This window comes from Sulfuricurvum sp. (assembly GCF_028713855.1).
Lineage (GTDB): Bacteria > Campylobacterota > Campylobacteria > Campylobacterales > Sulfurimonadaceae > Sulfuricurvum.
The window spans coordinates 125,813-151,382 of the sequence record NZ_JAQTNN010000003.1 but is presented as its reverse complement, the minus strand read 5'-3'; the positions used below and the strand labels follow the sequence as shown (position 1 = coordinate 151,382).

General features: G+C 42.5%; 29 protein-coding genes. 15 read left to right on the top strand and 14 right to left on the bottom strand.

What is annotated here, in order from left to right; genetic code table 11:
- Positions 1-4: 4 nt before the first annotated feature.
- The 4 genes from ndk to PHI47_RS04215 form a co-directional block, all read right to left on the bottom strand.
- Positions 5-418, bottom strand: a complete 414-nt coding sequence (ndk, locus tag PHI47_RS04230; protein WP_299924962.1) for a nucleoside-diphosphate kinase — start codon at positions 416-418, stop codon at positions 5-7.
- A gap of 149 nt (positions 419-567) precedes the next feature.
- The gene (locus tag PHI47_RS04225; protein ID WP_015654466.1) at positions 568-852 is read right to left on the bottom strand and encodes a 4Fe-4S dicluster domain-containing protein; all 285 of its coding nucleotides are present in this window, start codon (positions 850-852) and stop codon (positions 568-570) included.
- 114 nt (positions 853-966) lie between these two features.
- Positions 967-2,124, bottom strand: coding sequence for a methionine adenosyltransferase (gene metK / locus PHI47_RS04220; RefSeq protein WP_299934096.1), 1,158 nt, complete (start codon positions 2,122-2,124; stop codon positions 967-969).
- Positions 2,125-2,166: 42 nt separating this feature from the next.
- Positions 2,167-2,622: a phosphoribosyltransferase family protein gene (locus PHI47_RS04215; protein ID WP_299934094.1), complete on the bottom strand. Its 456-nt coding sequence runs from the start codon at positions 2,620-2,622 to the stop codon at positions 2,167-2,169.
- A 125-nt stretch (positions 2,623-2,747) separates the two neighbouring features.
- Here PHI47_RS04215 and der point away from each other — a divergent pair, with 125 nt between their 5' ends.
- Complete coding sequence (der, locus tag PHI47_RS04210; RefSeq protein ID WP_299934092.1) at positions 2,748-4,277, top strand: ribosome biogenesis GTPase Der; 1,530 nt, start codon at positions 2,748-2,750, stop codon at positions 4,275-4,277.
- 79 nt (positions 4,278-4,356) lie between these two features.
- On the opposite strand, the gene PHI47_RS04205 is transcribed toward der, so the two are convergent.
- Genes PHI47_RS04205 through raiA form a run of 3 tightly spaced genes read right to left on the bottom strand, consistent with a single transcriptional unit; the run spans position 4,357 to position 5,634 of the window.
- Positions 4,357-4,803, bottom strand: a complete 447-nt coding sequence (locus PHI47_RS04205; RefSeq protein WP_299934090.1) for a CopD family protein — start codon at positions 4,801-4,803, stop codon at positions 4,357-4,359.
- 56 nt (positions 4,804-4,859) lie between these two features.
- Positions 4,860-5,291 (bottom strand): thioredoxin TrxC, encoded by a 432-nt coding sequence (gene trxC / locus PHI47_RS04200; protein ID WP_299934087.1) that lies wholly within the window; start codon positions 5,289-5,291, stop codon positions 4,860-4,862.
- Positions 5,292-5,295: 4 nt separating this feature from the next.
- Positions 5,296-5,634 carry a ribosome-associated translation inhibitor RaiA gene (raiA, locus tag PHI47_RS04195; RefSeq protein WP_299934085.1) on the bottom strand — a complete coding sequence of 113 codons (339 nt, stop codon included), beginning with the start codon at positions 5,632-5,634 and terminating at the stop codon, positions 5,296-5,298.
- Positions 5,635-5,739: 105 nt separating this feature from the next.
- Between raiA and trpS the strand changes: the two genes are divergently transcribed.
- The 6 genes from trpS to ccoS are packed head-to-tail and all read left to right on the top strand — an operon-like array spanning position 5,740 to position 10,906.
- Positions 5,740-6,705 (top strand): tryptophan--tRNA ligase, encoded by a 966-nt coding sequence (gene trpS / locus PHI47_RS04190; protein WP_299934083.1) that lies wholly within the window; start codon positions 5,740-5,742, stop codon positions 6,703-6,705.
- Between the two features lie 12 nt (positions 6,706-6,717).
- Positions 6,718-7,305 (top strand): D-sedoheptulose 7-phosphate isomerase, encoded by a 588-nt coding sequence (gene gmhA, locus PHI47_RS04185; protein WP_299934081.1) that lies wholly within the window; start codon positions 6,718-6,720, stop codon positions 7,303-7,305.
- Complete coding sequence (gene gmhB, locus PHI47_RS04180; RefSeq protein ID WP_299934079.1) at positions 7,306-7,812, top strand: D-glycero-beta-D-manno-heptose 1,7-bisphosphate 7-phosphatase; 507 nt, start codon at positions 7,306-7,308, stop codon at positions 7,810-7,812. It abuts the gene before it with no gap.
- Complete coding sequence (locus tag PHI47_RS04175) at positions 7,812-8,291, top strand: asparaginase domain-containing protein (protein ID WP_299934077.1); 480 nt, start codon at positions 7,812-7,814, stop codon at positions 8,289-8,291. The genes gmhB and PHI47_RS04175 overlap by 1 nt, the downstream gene beginning before the upstream one ends.
- The gene (locus tag PHI47_RS04170; protein WP_299934075.1) at positions 8,284-10,677 is read left to right on the top strand and encodes a heavy metal translocating P-type ATPase; all 2,394 of its coding nucleotides are present in this window, start codon (positions 8,284-8,286) and stop codon (positions 10,675-10,677) included. Before PHI47_RS04175 ends, PHI47_RS04170 begins: the two co-directional genes overlap by 8 nt.
- A gap of 10 nt (positions 10,678-10,687) precedes the next feature.
- The gene (ccoS, locus tag PHI47_RS04165) at positions 10,688-10,906 is read left to right on the top strand and encodes a cbb3-type cytochrome oxidase assembly protein CcoS (protein ID WP_299934073.1); all 219 of its coding nucleotides are present in this window, start codon (positions 10,688-10,690) and stop codon (positions 10,904-10,906) included.
- A 48-nt stretch (positions 10,907-10,954) separates the two neighbouring features.
- On the opposite strand, the gene PHI47_RS04160 is transcribed toward ccoS, so the two are convergent.
- A complete protein-coding gene (locus PHI47_RS04160; RefSeq protein WP_299934071.1) occupies positions 10,955-11,251 on the bottom strand; it encodes a c-type cytochrome in 297 nt (98 codons plus the stop codon).
- Between the two features lie 124 nt (positions 11,252-11,375).
- Between PHI47_RS04160 and rfaD the strand changes: the two genes are divergently transcribed.
- The 3 genes from rfaD to PHI47_RS04145 are packed head-to-tail and all read left to right on the top strand — an operon-like array spanning position 11,376 to position 14,397.
- Positions 11,376-12,383, top strand: coding sequence for an ADP-glyceromanno-heptose 6-epimerase (gene rfaD, locus PHI47_RS04155; protein WP_299934068.1), 1,008 nt, complete (start codon positions 11,376-11,378; stop codon positions 12,381-12,383).
- Positions 12,383-13,816 (top strand): D-glycero-beta-D-manno-heptose-7-phosphate kinase, encoded by a 1,434-nt coding sequence (gene rfaE1 / locus PHI47_RS04150; RefSeq protein WP_299934066.1) that lies wholly within the window; start codon positions 12,383-12,385, stop codon positions 13,814-13,816. The genes rfaD and rfaE1 overlap by 1 nt, the downstream gene beginning before the upstream one ends.
- Positions 13,810-14,397, top strand: coding sequence for a YfaZ family outer membrane protein (locus PHI47_RS04145; protein WP_299934064.1), 588 nt, complete (start codon positions 13,810-13,812; stop codon positions 14,395-14,397). The genes rfaE1 and PHI47_RS04145 overlap by 7 nt, the downstream gene beginning before the upstream one ends.
- Here PHI47_RS04145 and waaF read toward each other — a convergent pair.
- Together waaF and PHI47_RS04135 are read right to left on the bottom strand one after the other, a co-directional pair.
- Entirely contained in the window at positions 14,336-15,340 is a 1,005-nt protein-coding gene (gene waaF / locus PHI47_RS04140; RefSeq protein WP_299934062.1) for a lipopolysaccharide heptosyltransferase II, read from the bottom strand. The genes PHI47_RS04145 and waaF overlap by 62 nt on opposite strands.
- Positions 15,337-16,509 (bottom strand): glycosyl hydrolase, encoded by a 1,173-nt coding sequence (locus tag PHI47_RS04135; protein ID WP_299934059.1) that lies wholly within the window; start codon positions 16,507-16,509, stop codon positions 15,337-15,339. The genes waaF and PHI47_RS04135 overlap by 4 nt, the downstream gene beginning before the upstream one ends.
- A gap of 68 nt (positions 16,510-16,577) precedes the next feature.
- Here PHI47_RS04135 and PHI47_RS04130 point away from each other — a divergent pair, with 68 nt between their 5' ends.
- Positions 16,578-17,543, top strand: coding sequence for a glycosyltransferase family 9 protein (locus PHI47_RS04130; protein WP_299934057.1), 966 nt, complete (start codon positions 16,578-16,580; stop codon positions 17,541-17,543).
- Here the strand turns inward: PHI47_RS04130 and PHI47_RS04125 are convergent.
- Entirely contained in the window at positions 17,503-18,270 is a 768-nt protein-coding gene (locus PHI47_RS04125; protein ID WP_299934056.1) for a lipopolysaccharide kinase InaA family protein, read from the bottom strand. The genes PHI47_RS04130 and PHI47_RS04125 overlap by 41 nt on opposite strands.
- A gap of 73 nt (positions 18,271-18,343) precedes the next feature.
- On the opposite strand from PHI47_RS04125, the gene PHI47_RS04120 reads away from it, so the two are divergent.
- The 4 genes from PHI47_RS04120 to PHI47_RS04105 are packed head-to-tail and all read left to right on the top strand — an operon-like array spanning position 18,344 to position 21,924.
- On the top strand, positions 18,344-19,081 hold the full coding sequence (locus tag PHI47_RS04120) for a polysaccharide deacetylase family protein (protein ID WP_299934054.1): 738 nt from the start codon (positions 18,344-18,346) through the stop codon (positions 19,079-19,081).
- A 1-nt stretch (position 19,082) separates the two neighbouring features.
- Positions 19,083-19,844, top strand: coding sequence for a glycosyltransferase family 2 protein (locus PHI47_RS04115; protein ID WP_299934052.1), 762 nt, complete (start codon positions 19,083-19,085; stop codon positions 19,842-19,844).
- Positions 19,834-20,916 (top strand): glycosyltransferase family 4 protein, encoded by a 1,083-nt coding sequence (locus PHI47_RS04110; protein ID WP_299934050.1) that lies wholly within the window; start codon positions 19,834-19,836, stop codon positions 20,914-20,916. The genes PHI47_RS04115 and PHI47_RS04110 overlap by 11 nt, the downstream gene beginning before the upstream one ends.
- A gap of 3 nt (positions 20,917-20,919) precedes the next feature.
- Complete coding sequence (locus PHI47_RS04105; protein ID WP_299934048.1) at positions 20,920-21,924, top strand: glycosyltransferase family 9 protein; 1,005 nt, start codon at positions 20,920-20,922, stop codon at positions 21,922-21,924.
- Here the strand turns inward: PHI47_RS04105 and PHI47_RS04100 are convergent.
- The 3 genes from PHI47_RS04100 to PHI47_RS04090 all read right to left on the bottom strand — a co-directional run bounded on the left by PHI47_RS04100 (position 21,907) and on the right by PHI47_RS04090 (position 25,569).
- Positions 21,907-23,010 carry a hypothetical protein gene (locus PHI47_RS04100; protein WP_299934046.1) on the bottom strand — a complete coding sequence of 368 codons (1,104 nt, stop codon included), beginning with the start codon at positions 23,008-23,010 and terminating at the stop codon, positions 21,907-21,909. The two genes, PHI47_RS04105 and PHI47_RS04100, sit on opposite strands and share 18 nt — an antisense overlap.
- On the bottom strand, positions 23,000-23,941 hold the full coding sequence (locus tag PHI47_RS04095) for a hypothetical protein (RefSeq protein ID WP_299934044.1): 942 nt from the start codon (positions 23,939-23,941) through the stop codon (positions 23,000-23,002). Before PHI47_RS04095 ends, PHI47_RS04100 begins: the two co-directional genes overlap by 11 nt.
- 155 nt (positions 23,942-24,096) lie before the next feature.
- Positions 24,097-25,569, bottom strand: a complete 1,473-nt coding sequence (locus PHI47_RS04090; RefSeq protein ID WP_299934042.1) for an MBOAT family protein — start codon at positions 25,567-25,569, stop codon at positions 24,097-24,099.
- Between the last annotated feature and the right edge of the window lies 1 nt (position 25,570).

Genomic DNA, 25,570 nt, shown 5'->3' with positions numbered 1-25,570 from the left:
GCAGTTACGAAATTTCGCGGCCTGAAAAGAAAAATGCGATTTCATTTTTAGCATTTTCAACTGAATCACTTCCATGAACAGCATTAGCATCGATGTTTTCAGCAAAATCAGCACGGATTGTTCCAGCTTCTGCTTCTTTAGGGTTTGTTGCACCCATCAAGTCACGGTTACGTAGAACAGCGTTTTCGCCTTCAAGAACTGTAATAACAACAGGACCGCTTACCATGAAATCAACGAGGTCGTTGAAGAAAGGGCGAGCAGCGTGTACTGCGTAAAATGCTTCAGCGTCTTGACGGCTGAGCTGAACTTTTTTCATAGCTGCAATTTTAAGACCATCTGTCTCAAAACGATCTAAAATTTTTCCAATGACACCTTTTGCTACGGCGTCAGGCTTGATGATTGACAACGTTTGTTCCATCAATGCTCCTGTTTTGTGTGTAAAAAATAGAACGGGATTATAGCCAAACAATAATTTAAGTAAGATTAAAGATGATGAAAGAAAGAAAAGAGGGAGAAAACAGCGTAACCAAAGGGATTTGTTTCCCTTCGGTATTCGTAATTAGTGTATTAGTTAACGACGTTTGCGCGTGATGAACGCATTTCAGCGGTAACATCATCACGGTGAGATGGGCTAGCGCCGATTTCATCCCAAGTGATACAGCCCTCTGTCGGACAAGCTGTTGCACATGCAGGCTCATCGTGGTGACCTACACACTCGACACATTTATCAGCGTAAACGTAATAGACTTCTTCACCTGTTGGGTTATCGTCCTCGTCAACGATCGCTTCTACCGGACACTCATCGATGCAAGCACCGCAGTTAATACAGGTATCATTAATGACTACTGCCATAGGATTCTCCTTGGTTTATAAATATGGGGTAACTATAACAGAAGAATTTTAAACCCACCTAAAAAATAGGGGGGGTTAATGAAGATTAATAGGGGAGTGTTACGGAAGTGTAGATTATAGTCCTAAATAGGCTTTGATTGCCTCAACTTTATCTGTTTTTTCCCATGTAAATTCAGGAAGTTCACGTCCGAAATGTCCATATGCGGCTGTTTTACGGTAAATAGGGCGTAGTAAATCAAGTGATTCAATAATCCCTTTTGGTGTTAGATTAAAGAGTTCTTTTACACACGCTTCGAGTTTTTCTTCTGGAACAATAGACGTTCCATGGGAATTTACCATGATAGAAATAGGCTTAACGACACCGATGGCATAAGAGACTTGAATCGTTGCTTTTTCGCACGCACCGGATGCAACAAGATTTTTAGCAACATAGCGTGCGGCATAGGCGGCTGAACGGTCTACTTTGGTCGGATCTTTTCCGCTGAACGCACCGCCGCCATGAGGACAAGCTCCGCCGTAGGTATCGACGATGATTTTGCGCCCTGTAAGACCGGCATCCCCTTGAGGGCCACCGATGACAAATTTACCGGTCGGATTGATATGGTAAACAATGTTCGGACTCATCAACTCTGCTGGGATAACATATTTAATGACCTCTTCGATGACATCGGCATGCAGTTTTTCCTGAGAAATTTCAGGGGCATGTTGAGTCGATACAACAACCGTCTCTACCGAGACCGGTTTGTCATCCACATAACGAATACTTACTTGGGTTTTACCATCAGGACGGAGGTAAGGGATAATTCCTTCTTTACGTACTTGGGCTAAACGCTCTGCAAGGCGGTGGGATAGATAGATAGGCAACGGCATCAAGACATCGGTTTCACGGCATGCGTAACCGAACATTAACCCCTGATCTCCCGCTCCGATTTCACCGTCTTCTTGGTCAACCCCTTGGTTGATGTCGGGAGATTGTTCCCCGATACCGTTTAGAACCGCACATGAACGATAATCAAAACCATACGTTGCATCCGTATAACCGATTTCACGGACAACTTGACGGGCGATTTCTTGCATCGGCGCATATGAAGTGGTTTTGAGCTCACCTGCTATAACGCAAAAGCCATTGGATACGAGGGTTTCACACGCTACACGTGCTTTTGGGTCATGTTCAATGATGTAATCTAGAATCGCATCGCTGATTTGATCGGCCATTTTATCGGGATGCCCCTCGGTGACCGATTCAGAGGTAAAAATATATTCTTTAGGCATAAAAATCCTTGGAGGAAATGTTAAATCTTTGTGGTTGTCGGATTATATCGAATCACTTTTTAAAAAATCTCTTTCCCAAAAAAAATCAATCCAATCACGAGCTTCGTGTAAGGAAAAGTCGGGTTGGAGCAGGGCGGTAGTTTTGGTAAAGAGGGCAACGGTTCTAAAGTCACATGAGGGATTTTGTTCACGCAGCAGTGGCATAAGGGAAAACAGTGTTTGTCCGCTGTCAACGATATCGTCAACGACAAGAACACGCTTCGATTCGCAAAGGTCACACTGCCCTGAAATACTTACGCTCTCGCGTTGGCATTCACCGTCGTAACTCTCTATTCTAATGCTTTGCAGATTGCGGATATCCAAAGCCATTGAAAGGGCATGGGCTAGTGTCATCCCTCCTCTGGCAACGGCAATAATCGTATCCGCTCGGAATGGCTCACATAAGACAATGAGATGCTGAAGATCATTTTTAAAGTGTTCATATTTATAAGCTATCATTTTGAAATCATATCATAAGGGCATCTACGCTATAATTAAATATCAATTACAGCGCAGCTATTACGCACCATGCGCACAGCCATTCGGGATTAACCTCTTGAAAAGGCATAAACAATAGGAAGTCTATGAAAAAATTAGCGATTATCGGTCGTCCGAATGTCGGCAAAAGTTCCCTCTTTAACCGTTTGTTAAAACAACGTGATGCGATCACCTCTGAACAAGCGGGTACGACACGTGATGTCAAAAAACGGGTTGCCGTAGTGGTGGACAAAGAGGTAGAGATTCTCGATACGGGCGGTTTGGATGAGGGATGTGAACTCTTCGACCGGATCAAAGAAAAGTCACTGAAAGCGGCACATGAAGCCGATATCATCCTTTTTATGGTAGATGGTAAAAGTCTCCCTGAAGAGGATGACAAAAAGCTTTTTTATGAGCTTGAGTCGATGGGAAAAGCGATTGCTTTGGTGGTTAATAAAATCGACAATGACAAAATGCAAGAGAAACTGTGGGAATACTATGAGTTCGGGACAGAGCGTATTTTCGGTATTTCGGTATCTCATAACCGTTCGGTTTTGCCACTTTTAAATTGGATCGCTTCTGAACTCCCTGAATCCTCTATCGTTAAGCCTGAAGCCGAAATGGCAGAAGAAGACGAGATGGACGGATTTGATGCGGCATTGAAAGCTTCATCGGATGATGAAGAGTTTGATGAAGATGAGGACGATGGGTTCTTTATTCCTGAAGAGGATGATGAAGAAGAGGAGACGTCGATCGAAGCACTCGAAGAGGCGTATCGCGGAATCGTCAAAGAGTACGAAGCGGGTGACGTTAATCAGATGAAAGTGGCGATCATCGGTCGTGTCAACGTCGGGAAAAGCTCATTGCTTAACGCATTGCTCGGAGAAGATCGCTCAGTGGTCAGTTCGGTTGCCGGAACGACAATCGATCCGATCGATGAAATGGTGGAGTATCAAGATAAGCAAATCACCTTTATCGATACCGCAGGGATTCGTAAACGGGGAAAAATTCTCGGAATCGAAAAGTATGCCCTTATGCGCACCGAAGAGATGCTCGAAACGGCGGATATCGCCTTGCTTGTACTCGATGCGTCACAACCGTTTATGGATTTGGATGAAAAAATCGCAGGGTTTGTCGATAAAAATCGTCTAGCATGTCTGATCGTTCTCAATAAATGGGATCTGGCACCGCGAGAGGACTACGACAAAATTATCGCCGAAGTACGCGACCGTTTTAAATTTTTGAGTTACGCTCCAATCGTTACCATCTCCGCACAGAGCAAACAGCGTGTACACAAAATCTTTGATATGCTCCTCAAAATCAATGAGAACTATTCACAGCGTATCTCTACAGGTAAACTGAACGAAGTGATCCAAGCAGCGATGCGTAAACACATCCTTCCGAGTATCAACGGTATGAATATCCGTCTTTACTTTGCAACCCAGTACGATATCCGTCCACCGCGTATCGCACTGATCATGAACAAGCCGCAGGGGCTTCACTTCAGTTATCGTCGATATTTGACGAATCAGTTACGAGAGCAGTTTGATTTCGAGGGGACTCCGGTACTCTTTAAAGCTAAAGCGAAAAATACGAATCGTAAACCGAAACCGCATAAAACACGGTCGATGTGGTAATTTACCACATGTTTCGATAATCCTCCCGTTCGCCCTGAGCTTGTCGAAGGGTAAACGGATATACAGCACGATCAGAGTATTAAAACGGTTTTACGATAACCAACGCAACAATACCCATCAATAAAAGGGTGGGTACTTCATTATACATACGAAAAAACTTCCCGCTTTTATACGCTGTGTTCTCTTTTAATTTGAGACGGTAATGTCCAAGTGTGAAAAAATAAGCGGCTAAAATGGCTACGAGAGTCAGTTTCGCGTGCATCCATCCCCCCATCTGAAATACATTTACTCCGTTGTAGTGCTGTGTAGACATAACAATTAATGCTATTCCTGAGAGCAATGTTGCCCAAAACGCGGGAATGCCTATGTATTTATAAATCTTCATTTCCATTACTTCGACGACTTCGATAAATCCCTGATTCGTTCCATTTTCGACATGGTAGACAAAAAGGCGCGGAAGATAAAAAAGTACCGCAAACCACGATACCATTGAAATAATATGAAACCAAAGCATCCAGCTGTACATGTGTTTTGTCCTATTGTGTTAAATGAAACGGTAGAGTATCAAAAAAAGATTAATAACTACAGGTGTTTTTTGACCCATGCAATAATCTGGGGAGTAGGTAAAGCACCGCTGAACTGATCGATTATGCGGTTGTTTTTAAAAGCGATTACGGTAGGAATGGATCGGATACCGAAACGTGCTCCGAGTTGTTGCTGTTCTTCTGTATTGATTTTGACAAATTGGGCTTTGAGAGGGAAATGGCGTGCCGCTTCTTCGAATGAAGGTGCCATACTTCGGCATGGTCCGCACCATGGTGCCCAAAAATCAGCGATAATAAGTCGTTCATCATTGAGCATCAAGCGATCAAAGGAAGAGGCATCGACGGAGATAGGTTTGCTATCAAGAAGCGAGGCTTTGCAATGGCCGCATGCGGCTTTTACATAAGACTCTTTTACAGGGATGGCATTCACGCCCCCGCAATGGGGGCAAACGACATTGATTTTAGCCATTGCGTTACTCTGCTGCCTCTTCTGCAACTTCAATCTCACGAAGTGAAGTAGCATGATGATCTTTGACTTTGTCATGAAGGCGGCGCAGCGCTTTATTGGCGCGTTCGATCGCCATATCGATGGCGGTGTCGATATCTTCATCGACATCGGAGATGACAACCGGCTGAGCGTGGGCAATGTGCATGTCAAATTCGACCCCGACCCCATTTTTTTCTTTGGTAATCATAACATTGACCGTTGTAATGTCCAAATGGTAACGTTTGAAATTCTCAATAGCAAGTGCAATATGGTCGTTTAGATGTTGGGTAAGTTTGATCTCTTTCGAGCGAATTTGGACGTTCATAATGAATCCTTTTGTGTTGAACTATGGAAAAATATAGCATATCTTTTCTTAAGAGGAAGCTTAAGAGACTCTGCGGTAAAATTACTTTATGTTCAAGGAGTTATTGTGCGAGTTTTAACGGGTATTCAACCATCAGGCGATTTACATATTGGAAACTATTTCGGTTCGATCAAAGCAATGATCGAATCGCAAAATGAGCATGAGGTATTTGCGTTTATCGCTAATTATCATGCTATGAGTTCACTCAGTGACGGTGAGCGATTGTCAAAGCTCACGATGCAAGCGGCTACCGACTTTTTAGCCCTCGGGATGGATCCGCAAAAAAGTACCTTTTGGGTACAGTCGGATGTAAAAGAGGTACTAGAGCTCTATTGGGTACTTTCCGGTTTTACTCCGATGGGATTGCTGGAGCGGGCGCACAGTTACAAAGACAAAGTGGCCAAAGGGATTGCAAGTAATCACAGCCTCTTTTCGTATCCTGTCCTCATGGCGGCTGATATTTTGCTGTTCGGTTCTGAGGTGATTCCGGTCGGAAAAGATCAGATTCAGCATGTTGAGATCGCTCGTGATATCGCGATCAAGTTTAACAACCAATACGGCGATATTTTTGTTCTTCCGGAATTTCGCGTTGATGAGAATGTGGCAACCGTACCGGGAATTGACGGGCAGAAGATGTCAAAGAGCTACGGCAATACGATTCCGATTTTCAGTGAAGAGAAGATTCAGTCTAAAATTATCAAAAAGATCGTCACCGAAGCGGTGCCGATGGAAGATCCTAAAGAGTATGAAGATTGTAACGTTTACAACATTGCCAAACTCTTTTTGGATTATGAGGAATGTATGGCATTGCAAGAGCGTTATAAACGTGGTGGCGAGGGGCACGGTCATTTCAAACTTTATACTCATGATGTGATTTGGGAGTACTTTCGCCCCTACCGTGAACGTCGTGAATATTTCGAAAACAATCAAGACGAAGTTCGCGAACTTTTGAAATTGGGCGCAGCAAAAGCGAGTGCTGCGGCGCAACCGATTATGGAAAAAGTCCGTTCCGTAACCGGAATTAAGTACTAAAGGAAAATTATTATGAAAAATTACATCATTAAACAAATTGCTGACTCGGCAGCGACAAAACAGGCGATTTTAGAAAATGAGCCACTTTTGGAGATGATCGTAACCGTAGCGCAAGCATGTGTCGAAGTGTATCGACAAGGTAAAAAAACGATGTTAGCCGGTAATGGCGGTTCGGCTGCGGATGCTCAGCATATTGCGGCAGAGTTAGTGGGACGTTACGGGTTTGATCGTCCTTCAATTCCTTCCCTCGCATTGACCACTGATACTTCAAACCTCACCGCTATCGGAAACGATTATGGGTATGACAAAGTCTTTTCTCGTCAGTTAGAGGGGATGGCTCAGGAGGGTGATATTTTTATCGGTATCTCAACGTCAGGAAATTCTCAAAACATCATTAACGCATTTGAGTCGGCAAAAGATCGGGGGGTCACTACGGTAGCACTTGTGGGACGTGACGGTGGAAAAATGGCGGCAATGGCGGATTATGCGATCATTATCCCCTCCAACGCAACTCCGCGTATTCAAGAATCTCATATTCTGATCGGTCATATCCTTTGTGACATTATCGAAAAAGAGCTTTTCGGCGGCGGAGTAGCGTAAGTGTCACATAAAGCCCTTTTTCTTGATCGTGACGGTGTGGTAAATGTCGAGAAAAATTACCTCCATAAAATCGAAGATTTTGAACTTATGGATGGGATTGTCGAGGTATGCCGCACCTATCAGGAAAAAGGGTATCTAATTATCATCGTCACGAACCAATCGGGGATCTCTCGCGGATATTACAGTGAAGAGGATTTTGCCCGACTAAGTCAATGGATGGTAGAGCATTTCAGAGAATTGGGAGTCTACATCACACACATCTATCACTGTCCTCACCATGAGAGTATCGACGGCGCATGTGAGTGCCGTAAGCCGGAACCGGGGATGTTTTTGTCGGCACAAAAAAAGTATGATTTGGATATGAAGCATTCAGTAATGATCGGGGATAACGAGCGTGATATCGAAGCCTCTCTTAAAGCTGGTGTGGGGATGAATATTCTCCTTAGCGCTGAAGCTGAGATTTCCAAAGCGGATCGTATTATTCATACATTAGGAGAGTTGCTTTAATGCTTATAATCAATACGGGCGGGACATTTAACAAACGGTATGATCCGATCAAAGGGGAACTGTTTGTTCCGAATGATAATCAAGCCGTTGAACAAATACTGGAGTCGCTGGTGATCCCTATCCCTGTCCAAGGGGTGCTTTATAAAGACTCTTTGGAGATGGATAATCATGATCGATCATTGTTGGCACAAACGATTGCACAGAGCAGCGAAAAAATCATTATTGTCGTTCACGGTACCGATACGATGGATCTAAGCGCGGAATACGTCGCTAGTCTATCATTAGATAAAGTAGTTGTTTTTACCGGTGCTATGATCCCTTTTTCGATTGATAACGTTGAGGCGACTGCAAATTTCTCAATGGCACTCGGTTATGCACAGAATGCTGAGTGCGGTGTCCATATCGTGATACAGGGGATTATGGGAAGTTTTGAGCGGGTGAAAAAAAATAAGTCTGTAGGGAAGTTTGAATATGTCTAAAGTAAAATGCGATCACTGTCATCTGGAATTCAGCGATGATGTGATGATCCATGACGGGGAGTATCGCTTTTGCTGTAACGGGTGCCGCGGGATTTTTCATCTTCTCAAAGATGAAGGGCTTGAGAGTTTTTACTCGAAAATGGGAGACACGACACTATCTCCTCCTACCGAGCAGTTTGAAGCAAGTTCCAATTTCGATACCCCTGCGTTTAGCGAGCGGTTTGTGACGACTACCAAAGAGGGGCTTTCTCAGATTTCCCTTGTTATTGAAGGAATCCATTGTGCGGCGTGTGTCTGGCTGAATGAAAAAGCGCTTCACAAAATGGACGGTGTGATCGAAGCACATATCAACTATACCAATAATAAAGCCCGTATTACCTGGAACCCCGAAACGGTGAAACTCTCCGCGATCATCGATATGATTCGCGCCATAGGCTATAACGCATTTCCGTATGATGCATCACTTCAAGAGGTTCGAGCTAACAAAGAGCGTAAAGATTATTATCTGCGAATGGCGGTAGCGACATTTGCGACGATGAATATGATGTGGATTGCCGTGGCCCAATATGCAGGGTATTTTACTGGAATCACTCAGGATATTAAAACCATTTTAAATGTTGCCGAGTGGGTATTAGCGACTCCGGTCCTTTTTTACAGCGGATGGATTTTTTATCGCGGTGCTTATTATGGACTCAGAAACAAAGCAATTACGATGGATTTACTTGTCGTCACCGGGTCAAGTCTCGCCTATCTTTATTCTATCTATATAACGGTATTTGAAAAAGGAGAAGCTTATTTCGATTCGGTCGCGATGATCATCACCTTTGTACTTTTCGGGAAATTTCTCGAAGTACTCAGCCGTAAAAATGCCGCCGATACCCTTGATATCATCGGCAAACATATTCCGCGTGAAGTGAGTATCCTAGAGGGGGAGTCTATCCGCTCTGTGGACGTTAATGAGGTCAAAGAGGGAGACGTGATCGTGATCCGAAGCGGTGAGCGTTCAGCAATCGACGGTGAAGTGATCTTAGGGGAGGGGAGCTTTGATGAAAGCAATCTTACCGGAGAATCAGAGCCGATTTTTAAACGTATCGGGGATCGGATTATCAGTGGAACGACGAGTATCGATGCGCTGATTCATTATCGAGCAACGAAAGATTTTGCCCATTCAACGCTCTCGAATCTCGTTAATCTTTTAGAGAATGCAATGGCACAAAAGCCTTCAATAGAGCAGTTGGCGAATCGATTGTCTCAGCATTTTTCTTCCACGATTTTGTTTTTGGCGATTGCGACGTTTTGGACATGGTTCTTTTGGCCGCACAGTTTTGATCGCTCGCTTATGGTGGGGATCTCGGTTATCATCATCGCTTGTCCGTGCGCGTTGGCACTTGCTACCCCGGTAGCAACACTGGTCGGATTGGCACTGGGGGCGAAGAGGGGGATTCTCTTTAAATCGGCGGCTCAGATTGAAACAATGGCAAAAGCGACGATGGTAGTACTCGATAAAACGGGAACGATCACTCAAGGACGTCCTGAAGTTATTTATGCCAATATCCATAATCCTTTTGATATCGGAGCTTTGCATACGCTTGTCTCCTCCTCCAAACATCCGATCAGTCGGGGTGTGATGGAATATTTGGAACGTACCGAAGAGGTTATTGAAGCCAGCAGTATTGAAGAAGCACGTGAAATCCCTGCTCGCGGTATGGTCGGACGGCATGAAGGGGCGATGATTGCAGGAGGGAATGCACTTTTAATGCAGGAACTGGGTATTGATGTCGATACTTCGAGTGACATAAGCCTTTTTTATTATGCGGTGAATACTCATTTGGTTGCAACCTATGAGCTGCGTGATCTCCCGAAAGAGAAGGCATATGAGTCGATAGCCGCATTGAAACAATCCAATCTCCGTGTCGTGATGCTCACGGGTGATCATGAAGCAGCGGCACAGAGAGTGGCAAAAGAGGTCGGGATCGATGAGGTACATGCCCATCTTAGCCCTGAGGGGAAAGCGGCATTTATTGAGCAAGCTCATAGTGAGGGGCATATTGTCGTGATGGCAGGGGATGGGGTTAATGATCTATTGGCATTAGCGGCAGCTGATATCGCTATCGCAATGGGAAATGGCAGTGATATTGCTATCGAGGTGAGCGATGTAGTATTGATGAACGACTCGCTGACATCTTTGGCCGAAGCGTTTGGGATCAGCCGTAAAACGTATGGTCTTATCAAACAAAATCTCGGCATATCATTGGTGTATAACTCTATTACGATACCGCTTGCGATGATGGGGTATGTTATTCCACTGATTGCGGCAATTTCGATGTCGTTTAGTTCGCTTCTCGTTGTCGCTAACTCGATGCGGGTTCGATGGCTTTATAAATAAAAGGAATCCTATGGACAGTTGGGTAATAGCAATGATGTTGGGTGCATCGCTTTTTTTAGGCGGTATTGCATTAGCGGCATTTTTATGGGGCATTAAAAACGGTCAGTTTGATGATGAAACCAAAATGATGAATCAGGTACAGTATGATGATGAGCATGAACTGAACGATGCTGCGAATCAACAACGAAAACAAGAAGCAGTGAGTAAAAAAGAGTATAAACCGGAATAATTCTAAAGATAAGAGAAAAACTCACCGCTTAAGGCGGTGAGCGAGGTATTATTTAAGACCTGCTACGTAAGAAGCAACTGCTTTGATATCAGCGTCAGACATAGAAGCAACTTGCCCTTTCATCAATGCACCCATACCAGCTTTGTTTTGTGTGCCAGCTTTGTATGCTTTCAAAGAAGCTTCGATAGCACCAGCAGCTTGACCTTTTACGATCACTGATTTACCAAGAGCCGCTTTTTCGAAAGAAGCACCATGGCATGCAGCACATTTAGCAGTTAGGGCTTTACCATCGGCAGCCATCAAAGATACACCAGCGAATAACATTGCAAGAGCAATTTTTTTCATTTGTTTTCTCCATTAAAAATTTCGTCGTCATTATAGTCTTAGCAATCTTAAATGACTCTAACATTTCTCTCCTTTAATGGAAGCTTTGTTACAATATGTCACCTACCTTAACTGAGGACTAACTATGCGCTTTCAAGATATCGAGTTGAATCGTAAAACTATTTTGATTACAGGGGGAGCAGGGTTTATCGGCTCGAATCTTGCTTTTTATTTTCAAGAGAATTATCCGGATACCCATGTTGTGGTACTGGACTTGTTCCGTTCAAATATTACCCTTTCCAACGGAAATTTGAGAAGTTTCGGTCATTTTAAAAATCTTCTCGGATTTCGGGGAGAGGTGATCAGCGGTGACATCAATGATCATGCATTGCTGGCCAAACTCAAGCGTGACTTTCAGTTCGATTACATTTTTCATGAAGCGGCGATCTCCGATACTACAGCGTTAGAACAGGATTTGATGATTCAGACGAACGTTAATGCGTTTAAAGATCTCCTCGATATTGCCGTAGCTCACGGTGCCAATATGATTTATGCCTCTTCCGGTGCTACCTATGGTGACGCTCTATCACCACAGCGTGTCGGGCGGGAAGCTCCTCAAAATGTATACGGTTTTTCAAAATTGATGATGGATCATTTAGCGCATAAATATACTAAAAAATACGATCATATCAGTATTGTCGGCTTGCGCTATTTTAACGTTTATGGCCCGAGAGAATTTTTCAAAAATAAAACGGCGTCCATGGTCGTGCAGTTTGGACACCAGCTTTTGGCGGGGAAAAACCCGAAACTGTTTGAAAACTCGGATCAAATCCTGCGTGATTTCATCTATATTGAAGATATTATTCAGGCCAATGTCCTCGCAATGAATCCGAAAGAAAACGGTGTCTTTAATGTCGGAACCGGTAAAGCACGATCGTTTCAATCGATGGTTGATATTCTCCAAAATGAACTAGGGACGTCGTTGCCGTGTGAATATATACCTAACCCGTATGTTGGACGGTATCAGTTCCATACCGAAGCCGATATCGAATCCACCAAAACGGTTTTGGGATATGCGCCGCGTTTTACCTTCGAAGAGGGAATCGCGGCATACGTGCCGGAAATCAAGCGTCTATTTGAGCAGGAACTCTGATGAAACACTTAAGCGATATCCATCCTCATATTCTCGTGATCGGGGATTTGATGATCGACCATTATCTGTGGGGAGGGTGTGAGCGTATCTCCCCTGAGGCTCCTGTTCAGGTAGTCGATATCTCTCGTGAAACGACCGTACTCGGGGGTGCGGGAAATGTAATCAACAATCTTATCGCTTTGGGTGCACGGGTGAGTGTGAGCGGGGTAATCGGAGATGATGAAAACGGTGAAGAGTTACGAAAGATGCTTTCAGATATCGGTGCTAACAGTGATGGCCTGATCCAGCAAAAGGGACGCAAAACATCCAAAAAAAGCCGTATTATTGCTTCAAATCAGCAAATTTTGCGCTATGACAAAGAGTCCAAAGAATCGATTGATAAAGCAAGCGAGCGCGCAATCGTTTCCCATATCATAGATGTGATTGATACGTGTGACATTATTATTCTCTCTGATTACGGTAAAGGGGTTATTACCGATGCGGTCGCGGGAGGGATAATCGCGACGGCAAAAGCAGCAGGTAAAAAAGTGTTGGTTGACCCGAAAGGGAAAGATTACCGAAAATACCGCGGAGCTTATTTGCTGACGCCAAATAAAAAAGAGGCATCCGAAGCGACAGGGATAATCATCAATGATGAGGTTAGTCTCAAAAAAGCTCTTGTAAGTTTAAAAGAGACCTGTGCGTTAGAATGTTCGATGATCACCCTTTCAGAGGATGGAATCGCTATTTATGATCAGAGTATGCGCCGTTTTCCTACGGTAGCTAAAGAGGTTTATGATGTTACGGGTGCGGGAGATACGGTTATTGCATCTCTCTCATTTGCTTTGAGCGCTGGGCTTGGTATCGATGAAGCAGCTCCTTTTGCCAACCATGCTGCGGCAGTGGTTGTGGGCAAGATCGGTTCAGCTACCGTAACACTCAGCGAGATCGAAGAGTATGAATCGAGTCTGCATCAAAGTACGTCAGATATGCATATCAAAACGCAAGAAGAAATTTTTGCCCTCTCTGAACGTTTAAAACGTGAAGGGAAGAAAGTGGTCTTTACCAACGGGTGTTTCGATATTCTCCATGTCGGGCATGTGAAATATCTCCAAGAGGCCAAGAGTTATGGGGATGTATTGATTGTCGGTCTTAACTCTGATGATTCGGTTCGTACTCTGAAAGGACCTACACGGCCTGTCAATACCGAAGCGGATCGCGCTTACATTTTAGCTGCGCTCGAATCGGTCGATTTTGTCGTGATGTTTAGTGATGAAACTCCGTATGAACTGATTAAAAATATTGCCCCCGATATCCTCGTCAAAGGGGGAGATTATGAGGGCAAATTGGTCGTTGGAGCAGAATTTGCTAAGGAATTGAAACTGGTGCAGTTTGTGGACGGTAAAAGTACGACGGCTACTATAGCACGAATTAATGAGGGGACACTATGCTAAAAAAAATAATCTTATGCGCTTTAATCAGTTCGGGAGCGTTCGCCGCACACCAGATCGAAGCGAATGTGAACAGTCGGGATGTCGAAGGACAGATTCGTTTGGATATGGGACGAATGGGAAATGCGATGCAAAATACCTACATAGGTGCCCGTTTTTTAAACGGAGACAATAATAACAGTAATACGATTGCCAATCCGGATCCGCTGATGGAGGTCTCTTTCATGGTTATGCGTCCGGTTCAGGGTGTTCCGGGATTGAAACTGGGATTAGGGATCAAGGGTGAATTCACCAAATTTGACGGCAATACGTACGCTGCGATTCCTCTGGGGGCGGAAGCGGAACTTCGCTTGCCGTTGAATACTCCATTCCCGTTTTATCTTGGCGGATCACTCTATTATGCCCCGTCGGTACTGAGTTTCAAAGACGGGGACTCGTATCTGGAAACACGTCTGCATTTGGATGCTGAACCGATTGATAACGGACGCCTTGAAGTCGGATACCGACAAATCGATACCAATCTTAAAAGCCGTGATGTGACGTATAATGACTCATGGTACTTTGGGATGAGATTAGACTTTTAGCAGCTTCTATCACCTCAGATGAGGTGATACTCTTCATACACTCATGATGTCCTAAGGGGCATTCACGCTTCATACACGGTGCGCATATCATATCATGTCTCACAATAACACTTTTTTCATTCATCCACTGTGAAGTTTCTGTGTGGCGTGTCGGGCCGAAGATCGCCACCGTCGGTACCTGATAGGCCGCCGCGACATGCATCGGACCACTGTCGTTGGTAATAAACAGATCCAGTCCTCCGATAAAACTGCATAATTCCTGTATCGATGTTTTACCGGCAAGATTGGTGATATTGATCCCCTTTAACCGTGACTCAATATCGTTGGCCATTCCTACTTCATTCGGGCCGCCGAAGAGGATAATGTCGAAACGTTCACTCAAAGCACGAGCCACTTCGGCAAAATTTTCGGGATACCACCGTTTGGCGCTTCCGTACGTTGCACCGGGATTAATTCCTAGCGTGGGGCGGGAATAGGCATGAGGCGGAATATGGAGCTGAAGGTTTTGGGTGATAAGAGGTGACGGGCTCAGACTCTGAGCGATATCGCGATATTGCTCCACCAAATGAGAAGGATGGAACGGTTTGATGGCATGCGTCAGAAAGAGTTTCGAATGCCAGCTTTTTCGTCCTGCTGTAATCGGTGTTTTCGTCCATGAAAGCAGAAGTGAGGAGTGAAGCTGATTGCGAAACGTGATAGCTAAATCATGTTTTCCAAGCTCTTTGGCAAATCGCAGTGTATTGACAAGACGATTGCCCCTTTTTTTTGTCTCATCAACATAATGGCGTATGCATTGGGGATGATATTTCAACGCTTCAATACTGACAAACGAACCGACCAAGGTAAGCTCCGCCTCGGGATAGACAGCACATAGTGCTTCTATAGCGGGAGTTGCCATTACAGCGTCGCCGAGCCAGTTGGGGAGAATGACGAGTATTTTCACGAGAGAGCCTTATAAGTGTAGAGAGGTGTCGAGGTGAGATTCCATGTAATGTTCAATTCTCCTCTAGGGGTGGAACAAACGAGCGAATGAGTCTCTTTATTATGACGATAGCGTATAAACTCGGCGTCATTTAAATGCGATAACATAGTTTTATAGGCATCAAAAGAGGGGCGTTTTCGTATCCCTTTACGGTTGTCAATAAGTCCGTATCCGGGGGCGATCAACTGATGCCAAAAAACGCAGCTCACCTGCTGCGATGCAAAAGCGAGGAGATGATAGCGCACCATGAAATCACTGTAATCCTCTTCATTCACACACTCTGTCTCACTGGTGGGGGCATAGGGGGCGGTGTTTTTGATCGGCCAGTTGGTTTCGGTAATGATCAGTTCGTTGGAGGTCTTTGGGCTAAGGCGTAGCAAAGCGGCGAGAAATTTTATTTTTCCGATCAAATCAAATCCCATTTGGGTGTTTTCAGGAGCTCCGCGACGGTCAACGTAGAGCAAGCTTCCTACCGCATCAAATTTGATTTTTGCAAGATTACAAAGGGTGTGGGCGCTAAAATGGTGTTCGAAGTCAATGACGTTGGAGCCGATCAGTTTGAGATGGGGAAAGCGTTGCAGTTTCAGATCGTATGCGACGGAATAAAAGCTGAGGTACTCGTTGACGCTAAAGAATCCCCATTTGGCTCTATTGATGGTTGAACCGATGACATAGGTATCGCAAACACCGTCCAGTGCTTTGAAAATCTGGATGAAATGATCCCTGCACATATCAGGACTGGTGATGTGTTCACGGTCTTGGAGCAGCGCAACAGTGATGTGTTTCCCCGAAAAACTGCGGATAAAGGCGACGTATTCGTGCAACCGATCCATCTCCCACAGGGGGATGCGGATCAGGACCTTTTTGACCCCTAATTCATCCAGTAGATAGGGGGTTGTATTGGGTTCTTTATCGAGGTTTACCCCCATGCCGAAAAAGTGCTCACCGCTAATGTGGCGACGTCGCACAAAAGGGATCAATAAAAGGGCAATAGGCAGTGTAATGAGGGCAATCAAAAAAGTTTTAATGAGCGATGGGAGTGCACTGCGCCGCATGGCACGTTTTAATGCTTTATTTTTGATGATGGCGGGCTGATCGGAATAATGATCCCAGGCAAAAGGTGCTTTCATACGCGTATTATAGCGTTTTCTTTACCATCAATTAGGTAGAATGCGGGGACTAAAGATGAGGCGGCAGTATGAATATTATGGTGGTACGTAACGATAAACTGGGTGATTTTATAACCGCGTTGCCGACTCTGTATGTTCTTAAGCATCATAATCCCTCGAACCGTATTATCGCTCTTGTAGCCCCTCTGAACCGTACATTAGCGGAATCGTGTGAATTTATCGATGAGGTGATCGTTGATGGCGGTGAAGAGATCCTTGAACTTGCTTTTAAAATCAAACAAGCCCGTATCGATGCCTCTATCACCCTCTTTTCCAACACACGCGTAGCACTGGCACAGTGGATTGCCCGTATTCCGATACGTATCGCTCCGGCTACCAAAATAGCCCAAATTTTTTACAACCGCCGTATCACCCAGCGCCGCAGCCGCGTGGAAATGGCTGAATTTGAATACAATCTTCAACTGAGCAAAGCCCTTTTTCCTGATATTTCGCTCGATTTCCCGCAACCACTTTTGCCTTTTAGCGATGATATTTTCAAAGCATTTTGTACCGAATATGAAGTCAGCAAACCGGTTGTAGCATTTCATCCCGGTTTTGGCGGTTCATCGGACGCTAACTGGACCCTCAGCGAATACATTGATCTGGTACGAATTGCACAAACATATGAGCAACTCGATGTGGTTATGACATTCGGCCCGGATGAAGAAAGGCTTTATAACGAAGCGAAAGAATTATTGGGTGAGAGCAGGGTTGTTTTATATCGATCGGTAGGAAGTGTTGTCGATTTTGCCGCACTTATAAGCAGTTTTAAACTGTTTATAAGTACCTCGACGGGGACGTATCATCTGGCAAGTGCCGTAGGATGTGAGACATTTACTTTTTTTGCCGATACCCGTTTTGCGTCGGCATTACGTTGGAAAAGTATCGGAGCAGTACAGCATCACTTTATGATTCCGCTCAATCCACAAGGGCGTGGAGAGATGTTCGAGAAGGTTAAACAGGCGTTGAAAAATCGCCTTTTAACACTCGTTTGAGTCTCTTTTTAAAATTTTTGACTCGTTTGTTAGCATCGTTGTGTCGTTTCATTTCATTAATTGTGAGTGTTTCATCCAATCCGCTGAGTCGTGCATACTCACACCCCATAATCTCCAGTTCTTTATTGCTCGCCCATAGTTTGTTAAAATTTTCACACCCTTGAATCGGGGAGATTTCTCTGAACTCCATTCGATTGATATCGACGATACTGAACTGATAGCCATCTTCGGTTCTTTTGATCAAAATATTTCCGGGAGAATAATCGAGATGCCAAACCCCTTTTTGATGCAATTCGTAGGTATAGGCGGCAAAAGCGGTGAAAATAGCTTCACGATCACTCAGCATTTCAAGCAGCGGAGTGCGGATCGTAAAGTCGTATTCGAAATATTCGCTGATAAAATAGCTGTCCGCTAATAAACCCGATTCGAAACATTCGATGAGGGCGATTGGTTGAGGGGTTGAAATAGTGAGTTCTTGCAAACGGAGTGCATTATGATACGATTTATACGCTTTGCTGCGACGAAAATAAGAATAGACGATGCGGTTAAGTAAATGGGGGACTTTAAACGACTTAACGACCGTTTTAACCCCTTGAATATCAATAATTTTTAGTTCATTACGAGCTTTATGAATGCTGTGGTTATCCCCTGCAAAAAGAGATTGAATATTTTTAAACGACTCTTGTAAATAGCCATATTGCGGTGGAAAATCACATTGAAACTTCATACTGACCTTTGAGTAAGTGAGGGTATGGTATGATACTTTATTATTCCTGAAACACTTCAAAATTAGGATGTGAATGCTCCCTGTCGTGATGTACCATCATATCAACAGTGATGATTTGCCATTATCCAATACGGATACAATGATGGACGCACATTTACGTTTGATTGCCCAGCGCTATACCACCCTTTTCCCAGGGGAAACATCTTCTTCCGCTTCGATTTGTTTAACTTTTGATGATGCCTATTTTGATTTTTACCATTATGTATTTCCCTTGCTTCAAAAATACAATTTAAAAGCTTTGCTTGCTGTACCTGCCGCTTATATTCTCGATGAGACAAATCTTGATCCGGAAATTCGCCTTTCACTTAAACATCATGAGATTTATGAAGGTGAAAATTACAAAACGTATATCCCGTTTTGTACCTATGTTGAACTTCGGGAGATGGTACAAAGCGGACACGTGATGGTAGCCTCTCATTCGATGAACCATGTAAATCTAATAGATGAGGGGACTAATCTGAGAGAGGAAATAGTTGGTTCCAAACTACTTCTCGAAGAAAAACTGGGGATGAGAATCACCTCTTTTGTCCTCCCTTTTGGAAAATACAATGATGCTGCTATTGTGTTGGCTCGTGAACATTACCCTTATGTATTGCGAATCGGAAATGCTCTGAATCCTTCGTGGAACGGGATCGGCGGGCTGATTTATCGGATCAAGGGGGATGCTCTTAAAACGCCTGATACATTATTCACATTTCGTAAATGGTTTGGATTTTGGTTGAAAACAATGATTAAATTAGTAAAGAGTTAAGATGAATGTATCGTGCGTAATGATTGTAAAAAATGGAACACGGACAATCCGTAAAACATTGGAAAGTTTACGTGAGTTTGATGATGTGGTTGTCTATGACAACGGCTCAACCGATGGTACGCAGGCAATAGCGCGGGAGTATTCGAATGTTCATCTGATCGAAGGGGAATTTGACGGATTCGGGACGACGAAAAACCGTGCGGCAGGCTATGCCAAATATGATTGGATATTGAGTATTGACAGCGATGAAGAGGTTGATACCGAGCTGATGAAGACGTTAAAAAATGATACGTTTGATACCAATACGGTTTATTTGATCAACTCCTTGGCCTATTACAAAGAGATACCGATCCGTCACAGCGGATGGAATAATCAAAAAGTTCGCCGCTTTTATCATAAAAAAACTACCGCTTTTAATGATAATTTTGTCCATGAACGTATTATGGATGAGGGGATGAAAACGGCGTTGCTAAATGGCAATATGAAACATTACAGCTATATGAGCATCTCTGATTTTATTGTTAAGCTCGATCGCTATTCGACACTGTTCGCGACCGATAATGTCGGCAAAAAATCCTCTTCTCCCGCAAAAGCGTTTTTCAACGGACTTTATTCATTTTTCCGCACCTATATTCTCAAACGGGGTTTTTTGGACGGGTATGCGGGACTTATCATCGCGTTTTCGCACATGGCAACCAATTTTTACAAATATATCAAACTCTATGAAATGAATTTAGAACAAAAGAGCAAACGTGGCAAATAAAATCTGTGAACTGTGCCTTTCACCTGATTTGGGAGGGTTGGAGCTTTATATGATGCGCGCGTCGCGTTATTTGGATCAGGATTGTATCAGTATTATTAATGAGAATGGCAAACTGAAAAGTTATTATGAAAACACCCAGTACCGTTACCACACTCTAAAAAAACGCAATATCCTTTTATCATGGCTTAATGCACGTTCACTTGCACGAATTATTGATGAAGAAGAGATCGATGTTTTACATCTGCACTGGACGAAAGACCTTCCTCTTGCCATTATGGCCAAACTGATTTCAGATCGTAAACCCCGTGTCGTGCAGTCACGCCATATGACAATGACTCGTTTCAAAGATGATTTTTATCACCGTTTCCTCTATAAAAATTTAGAGATGATGCTTGCGGTAACACAGCAGGTTAAAACACAAATTGAAAAATTTATTCCTGAGGGGATTCGACCGAAAGTGGAAGTCCTCTATATCGGTGCCGAACAACCTTCTATTATTTCTGAGAATGAGCGAAAATCCCGCCGTGAGCAGTTGGGGTTAGGTCAATCGTTCACGGTCGGTATTGTGGGACGTATAGAGCGTCAAAAAGGACAGCATCTGGTGCTCGAAGCGGTTAAAAATCTCTCCCAAAAAGGGATTGATGCCAAAGCACTGATCGTTGGTCACGCGATGGATGAGGGATATTTGCTGCAATTAAAAGAAGAATACCGTGACATCGGTATCTTTACTGGATTTACGAACGAAGCGCAGACGTTGATGCAGTTGTGTGATGTAGCTGTATTGGCAACGGACAAAGAGACATTCGGACTGGTGCTGATCGAAGCGATGATGTGTGGTGTGTGTGTCGTAGGCAGTGACAGCGGCGGACCGTTGGAGATTATCGATGACGGGGCAACCGGATTGCTGTTTAAAACCTTCGACAGCGATGATTTGAGTGCTAAATTAGAGACACTTGCGTACGATCAGCAAAAGCGTATGGAGTTTGCGAAAGCAGGTCAACACAAAGCGATGGAAATGTTTGAGAGTCAAAAGCAGTTTGCACAGTTACAACAAATTTTGCTGAAAGTGTAAAAGATGAAATTATGGTTTGAAAAAGGTGCATGGGCATCTAAAAAAGCAAAACAAATAGCAGCCGGAATCTCTCCCGAATCCGTCCGTTCTATCGCTATCATCCGTCATGCGGCCATTGGGGATATGATGGTATTACGTCCCTTTTTACTGCAAGCACGCACTTTTTTTCCGAATGCAAAAATAACATTGAGTATTGTGAGTAACTATAGTTATGGGACTCCGACCGATTTAGTCGATCAGGTGCATGTTGTCGATAAAAAAATCGGCGGTAAAAAAACCTCTTTTTTCTCCCGTTTAAAACAAATACGAGAGTTGGGCGAACACGATTTACTTTTTGATATGGCGGATACGTCATCATCGGGAATGGTTAGTATCTTTACAAAAGCAAAATTAAAAATCGGCTTTCCATATCGACAGTTGAAAAATTATTTACTCTATGATATTTCGCTTTTACGTTCGGACTTGGTACCGGAAGTTGAGACGTTGCTGCACATGCTCTACATTCTCGGTGCTCCAAAATACAGTGAATACGATTATGGATACGATACGGCAGAGAAAAAAGAACAGCGAATCATCTATTTTATGGGAGCATCAACGCCGACAAAACAATGGCCGATAGAGCATTTTAGAGATTTAATTCATACGCTATCGCTCACACTTCCAAACTATCAGCATGTTATCTTGGAAGGGATAGGAGAAAATGAAAAAGTCGACGACGATTTCTTCGAATTAAGCACATTGACGAACGTTTATAAAAGTAGCCCGCTTCCGCTGGATGAGACAATGTCATATCTCGGAGCTTCGGAGGTCGTTGTCTGTAATGACACGGGAATACGGAATATGGCGATTGCCGCCGGAACAAAAACCGTTGGACTCTTTTTTTCTACCGTCCCATACCGCTATTTGCCAAATCCTCAAATGCATTATGCTGTTTATAATGTGGACGGTTCGATCCCTTCTGTCGAAAATGTTGTAAAAACTGTACAAAAATCAGTGAACTGTGTTTAAATATTTTTGTAATTTCTGATCGGTTTGATTTAGATATTCACGTATATTTTGCTGTGTCACATAGGTTCCGGCATAGTTTTTAATTATGGGCTTTCCGCTTATTATTTCGGTTAAAATGGAATCTCCTGTAACGCATGAAAAATGGAATTGATCTTGATGGGCGTAAGGATCAGTATTGATGGCGGTTATACCATTATAATCCCAAACGGGTTGAACGTTTTGTACGATGTACTGCAATAGTTTTTTTTGAAGAAAAAATTTATTTTGCTTCATCGTGATTTGTTTGATCCATAACGGACTCGTAAATAGATAAAGATGAATCCCATTTTGATCACATAGCTTTTTTATTTCAATGAGTTGAGACAGTCTCTCCTTTGATAGTGTGTCTCTTCGCGTATTCCAATAGGGAGGTTGATCTACTACGTTTCGTTGTGTATAGCGTTTTATTAACTCCTTATCTTTCAATGCATCGAGGTATTCATACTGTATTGCTTGTCCATGAGACGAATACGCACTCTTTAAAGAGACTTTAGTATTGCGATTCACTTTAATAGTTTTAACGGAATCTCGTAGAGAGTCATAAGTGAAATAAGAAGAAATATGATACTTGTTATTGAGATGAAAATAAGAGAGGAGCGATTCCGGTAGAGTAGAATCTGATTCATATCCATCCGCGTAGGCAAACAAATCAACGGCGATAATAATATTTTTAACTTTTTTTGTCTGAATAAGATATTTGATGTACAGATAATATTCATCGGCTGATGCACCGCAAAATGCAGTATTAAGAGTTTCATTTCCCGTTAAAGAGGTAACAATATCCGGATTGAGGCGCAGCGCCCGAGAGGAACCAAACACAAAACTCTCTGCATGAGGATATTTAGATAACAGTTTAAACTTATCATTTCGTTCGTTTTGTGTTTTTTTTATGGCATTGATTTTTAAATGAAATGCATTGTTGTATCCATACGGGTCAATAATATAATTAACCGCGCCAATTCCTGCAAATAGAAACAGAGTAAGAGTCACAAATAAATAAGAAAAAAAACTATGTTTCAATATTTGCCTTTTTAATTTAGATGTCATTAGAATGCTTGCACACATTCCATAGTTTACTGTTTGCGATATACTCAGATGCCTTGTAGGTCCAATGGGAATCATCGGCGTAATAAATATCTTGTATATTCTTTTCGATCAATGGATGCAAAATAGCTTTTGTATCCACAACTATGTAATTTTGTTTTTGTTGTCTTAGCAGAAGAAAGAATGGATTTTTAGGATAAATATTTTTTTCTTCTATCCAGTCATAATAGAGATCATATTTGTCAACAACGGGCATAAAAATCAATACAATACCATCTTTCTTTAATTCATTGGCGAGAGTATTCAACTCTTGATTCAATTGAGTAATAGTTTTATTATTCATGATATTAATATTTTTTAAATCATCGTTATAGACAAGAAGGTGATTTGGATCGGTCGCAGTAAAAAGATTTTTGCTAAGATCAAATTTATATACTTCTTTGTTGGCTCTTGGTGAAAAATGATATTTGATGTAATAGTAAGGCGCTTTGTAGTTAGCTGTATTAATTATTAAAGGTTTCGGAAAATATGTACAGTTGTTTTTTTTGAAAATTTGACTAAATAATAGATCATCATTAGTTGAAATTGTATGATGATGTGATGGGAGATGATTGATTGCTTCTCTTGCTACACTTTCAATAAGAATGGCTTTGGGTTTGATTTTATTGAACCATTGTTTTTGATGCAGATAACGAATCGTATCTATATAGCTAAAATTATTAATATTTTGAATATTCAAAACATTTATTTGTTGTGATGTTGCTATAAAGTCTTGGTAATAAGGGTTTTTACCTCCCCCGCCTCCATTCGAAAAAGAGTCGCCTATCGTAATGAGATCAATCGGTTCATTTTTCCAATTATTTTTATCAAAATGTTTACGTGGCAGAGTATGCTGCTCGATTCTCGGAACTAATGAATGGATCTGGTAGCTCATTCTTCCTAAATCACCAACATGGTATGGTAATACATTAAAGATTTTTGATGTAAAAAAATACCATATTGAGAGATGATATACAAGGAATAGAGAGACCACTAGTAAAAAAAGAAAGAAAAATTTTTGATAAGATATTCTTTTGCTCAAGCGAATCCCTAGAAATTGAAATACAAAAACTCAGAAACGCGAGACATCATTGACATAGCGGTTAACAAGACTGCAAGTGAATAAATTAGGTTGAGCCAAGTCGGTTTGAACTCTTTTGTGAGCTTAACTGAATTCGATGTCATTAGAAGAATTATACTGGCACATATTATCCAAACCCAAGTGGAAGCACTTCCCCCCAAATGCATCATAAACTGGCCGAACTCAATGCCGATGTTTTTTAAGAAGAAAAACTTATTCTCTAATTTGTCAGAAAAAATAATATCTCCATATACCATTCCGTTCAATATTTTAGTTACTTGTTCCCAATCTTTGGCTCTAAAAAATATCCAAGCGATATTAACAAAGTTAAAGGTGATAAACCATGCGAGCCATTTATTCATAGACAGCCCCATTTGCTGCCATGCACGGTGAATTACAATGGCAAAGCCGTGCAGTGCACCCCAAATAACAAACATCCAACTCGCACCATGCCAAAGCCCCCCGATTAAAAATACCGTGAAAAGGTTTGCATAGGTGTGCAATTCCCCTTTACGATTTCCGCCAAGAGGGATATAGATGTAATCACGTAAAAAACGTGATAGCGTAATATGCCAACGTCTCCAGAAATCTTGGATAGAGAGTGCTTTATAAGGGCTGTTAAAGTTGATAGGGAGTCTGATATTAAACATCAAAGCAACCCCTAATGCCATATCGGTATAACCGCTAAAATCAAAATAAAGCTGAAAAGTATAGCTCAGACTTGTTGCCCATGCTTCAAGAAAATTAAGGGTTGAAGCAGTATCAAATCCGGTATTGGCCCATCCGGCAAACGTATCGGCAATGACAATCTTTTTAAACAAACCGATAGAAAAAAGAAAGAGTCCCGCAGAAACATTACGATAATTAATGACTTTATTTTTGAGTGAATCAAATTGAGGCATCATCTCTTTGTGATGGAGGATCGGACCGGCGAGCAAATGAGGGAAGAAAGTGACGAACAGGGTATAGTTGAGATAATCCATCTCTTTGACTTCATTACGATAAGTATCCACCAGATAGGCTATTTGAGTAAAAGTGAAAAAACTGATCCCAAGAGGAAGGACAATGTGCACCAGATCCCACTGTGTACCTATAAGAAGATTAGTATTGGTAATAAAAAAGTCCATATATTTGAAATAGCCAAGGAGAAGAATGTTGGAAGTAAGCCCAAAAGCTAAAAGGGTTTTTCGAGGGATGCTTTTTTTAATCGTGGATTGAGATCCATCCATCTTTGAGAGAGTAGAACCTACGGTAAAATTAAAGAGGATAGATCCTAAAATAAGAGGTAAATAGATGATATTCCACCATGAGTAGAAAAAGAGCGAGGCAAATACCATCCATCCCTTGGAAGCTTGTGTAAGACGTTTTTTATTGAGCCAAAAATAGAAAAAAAAGGTTACCGGCAAAAAGAGAAAGATAAACTCATAACTGTTAAATAGCATT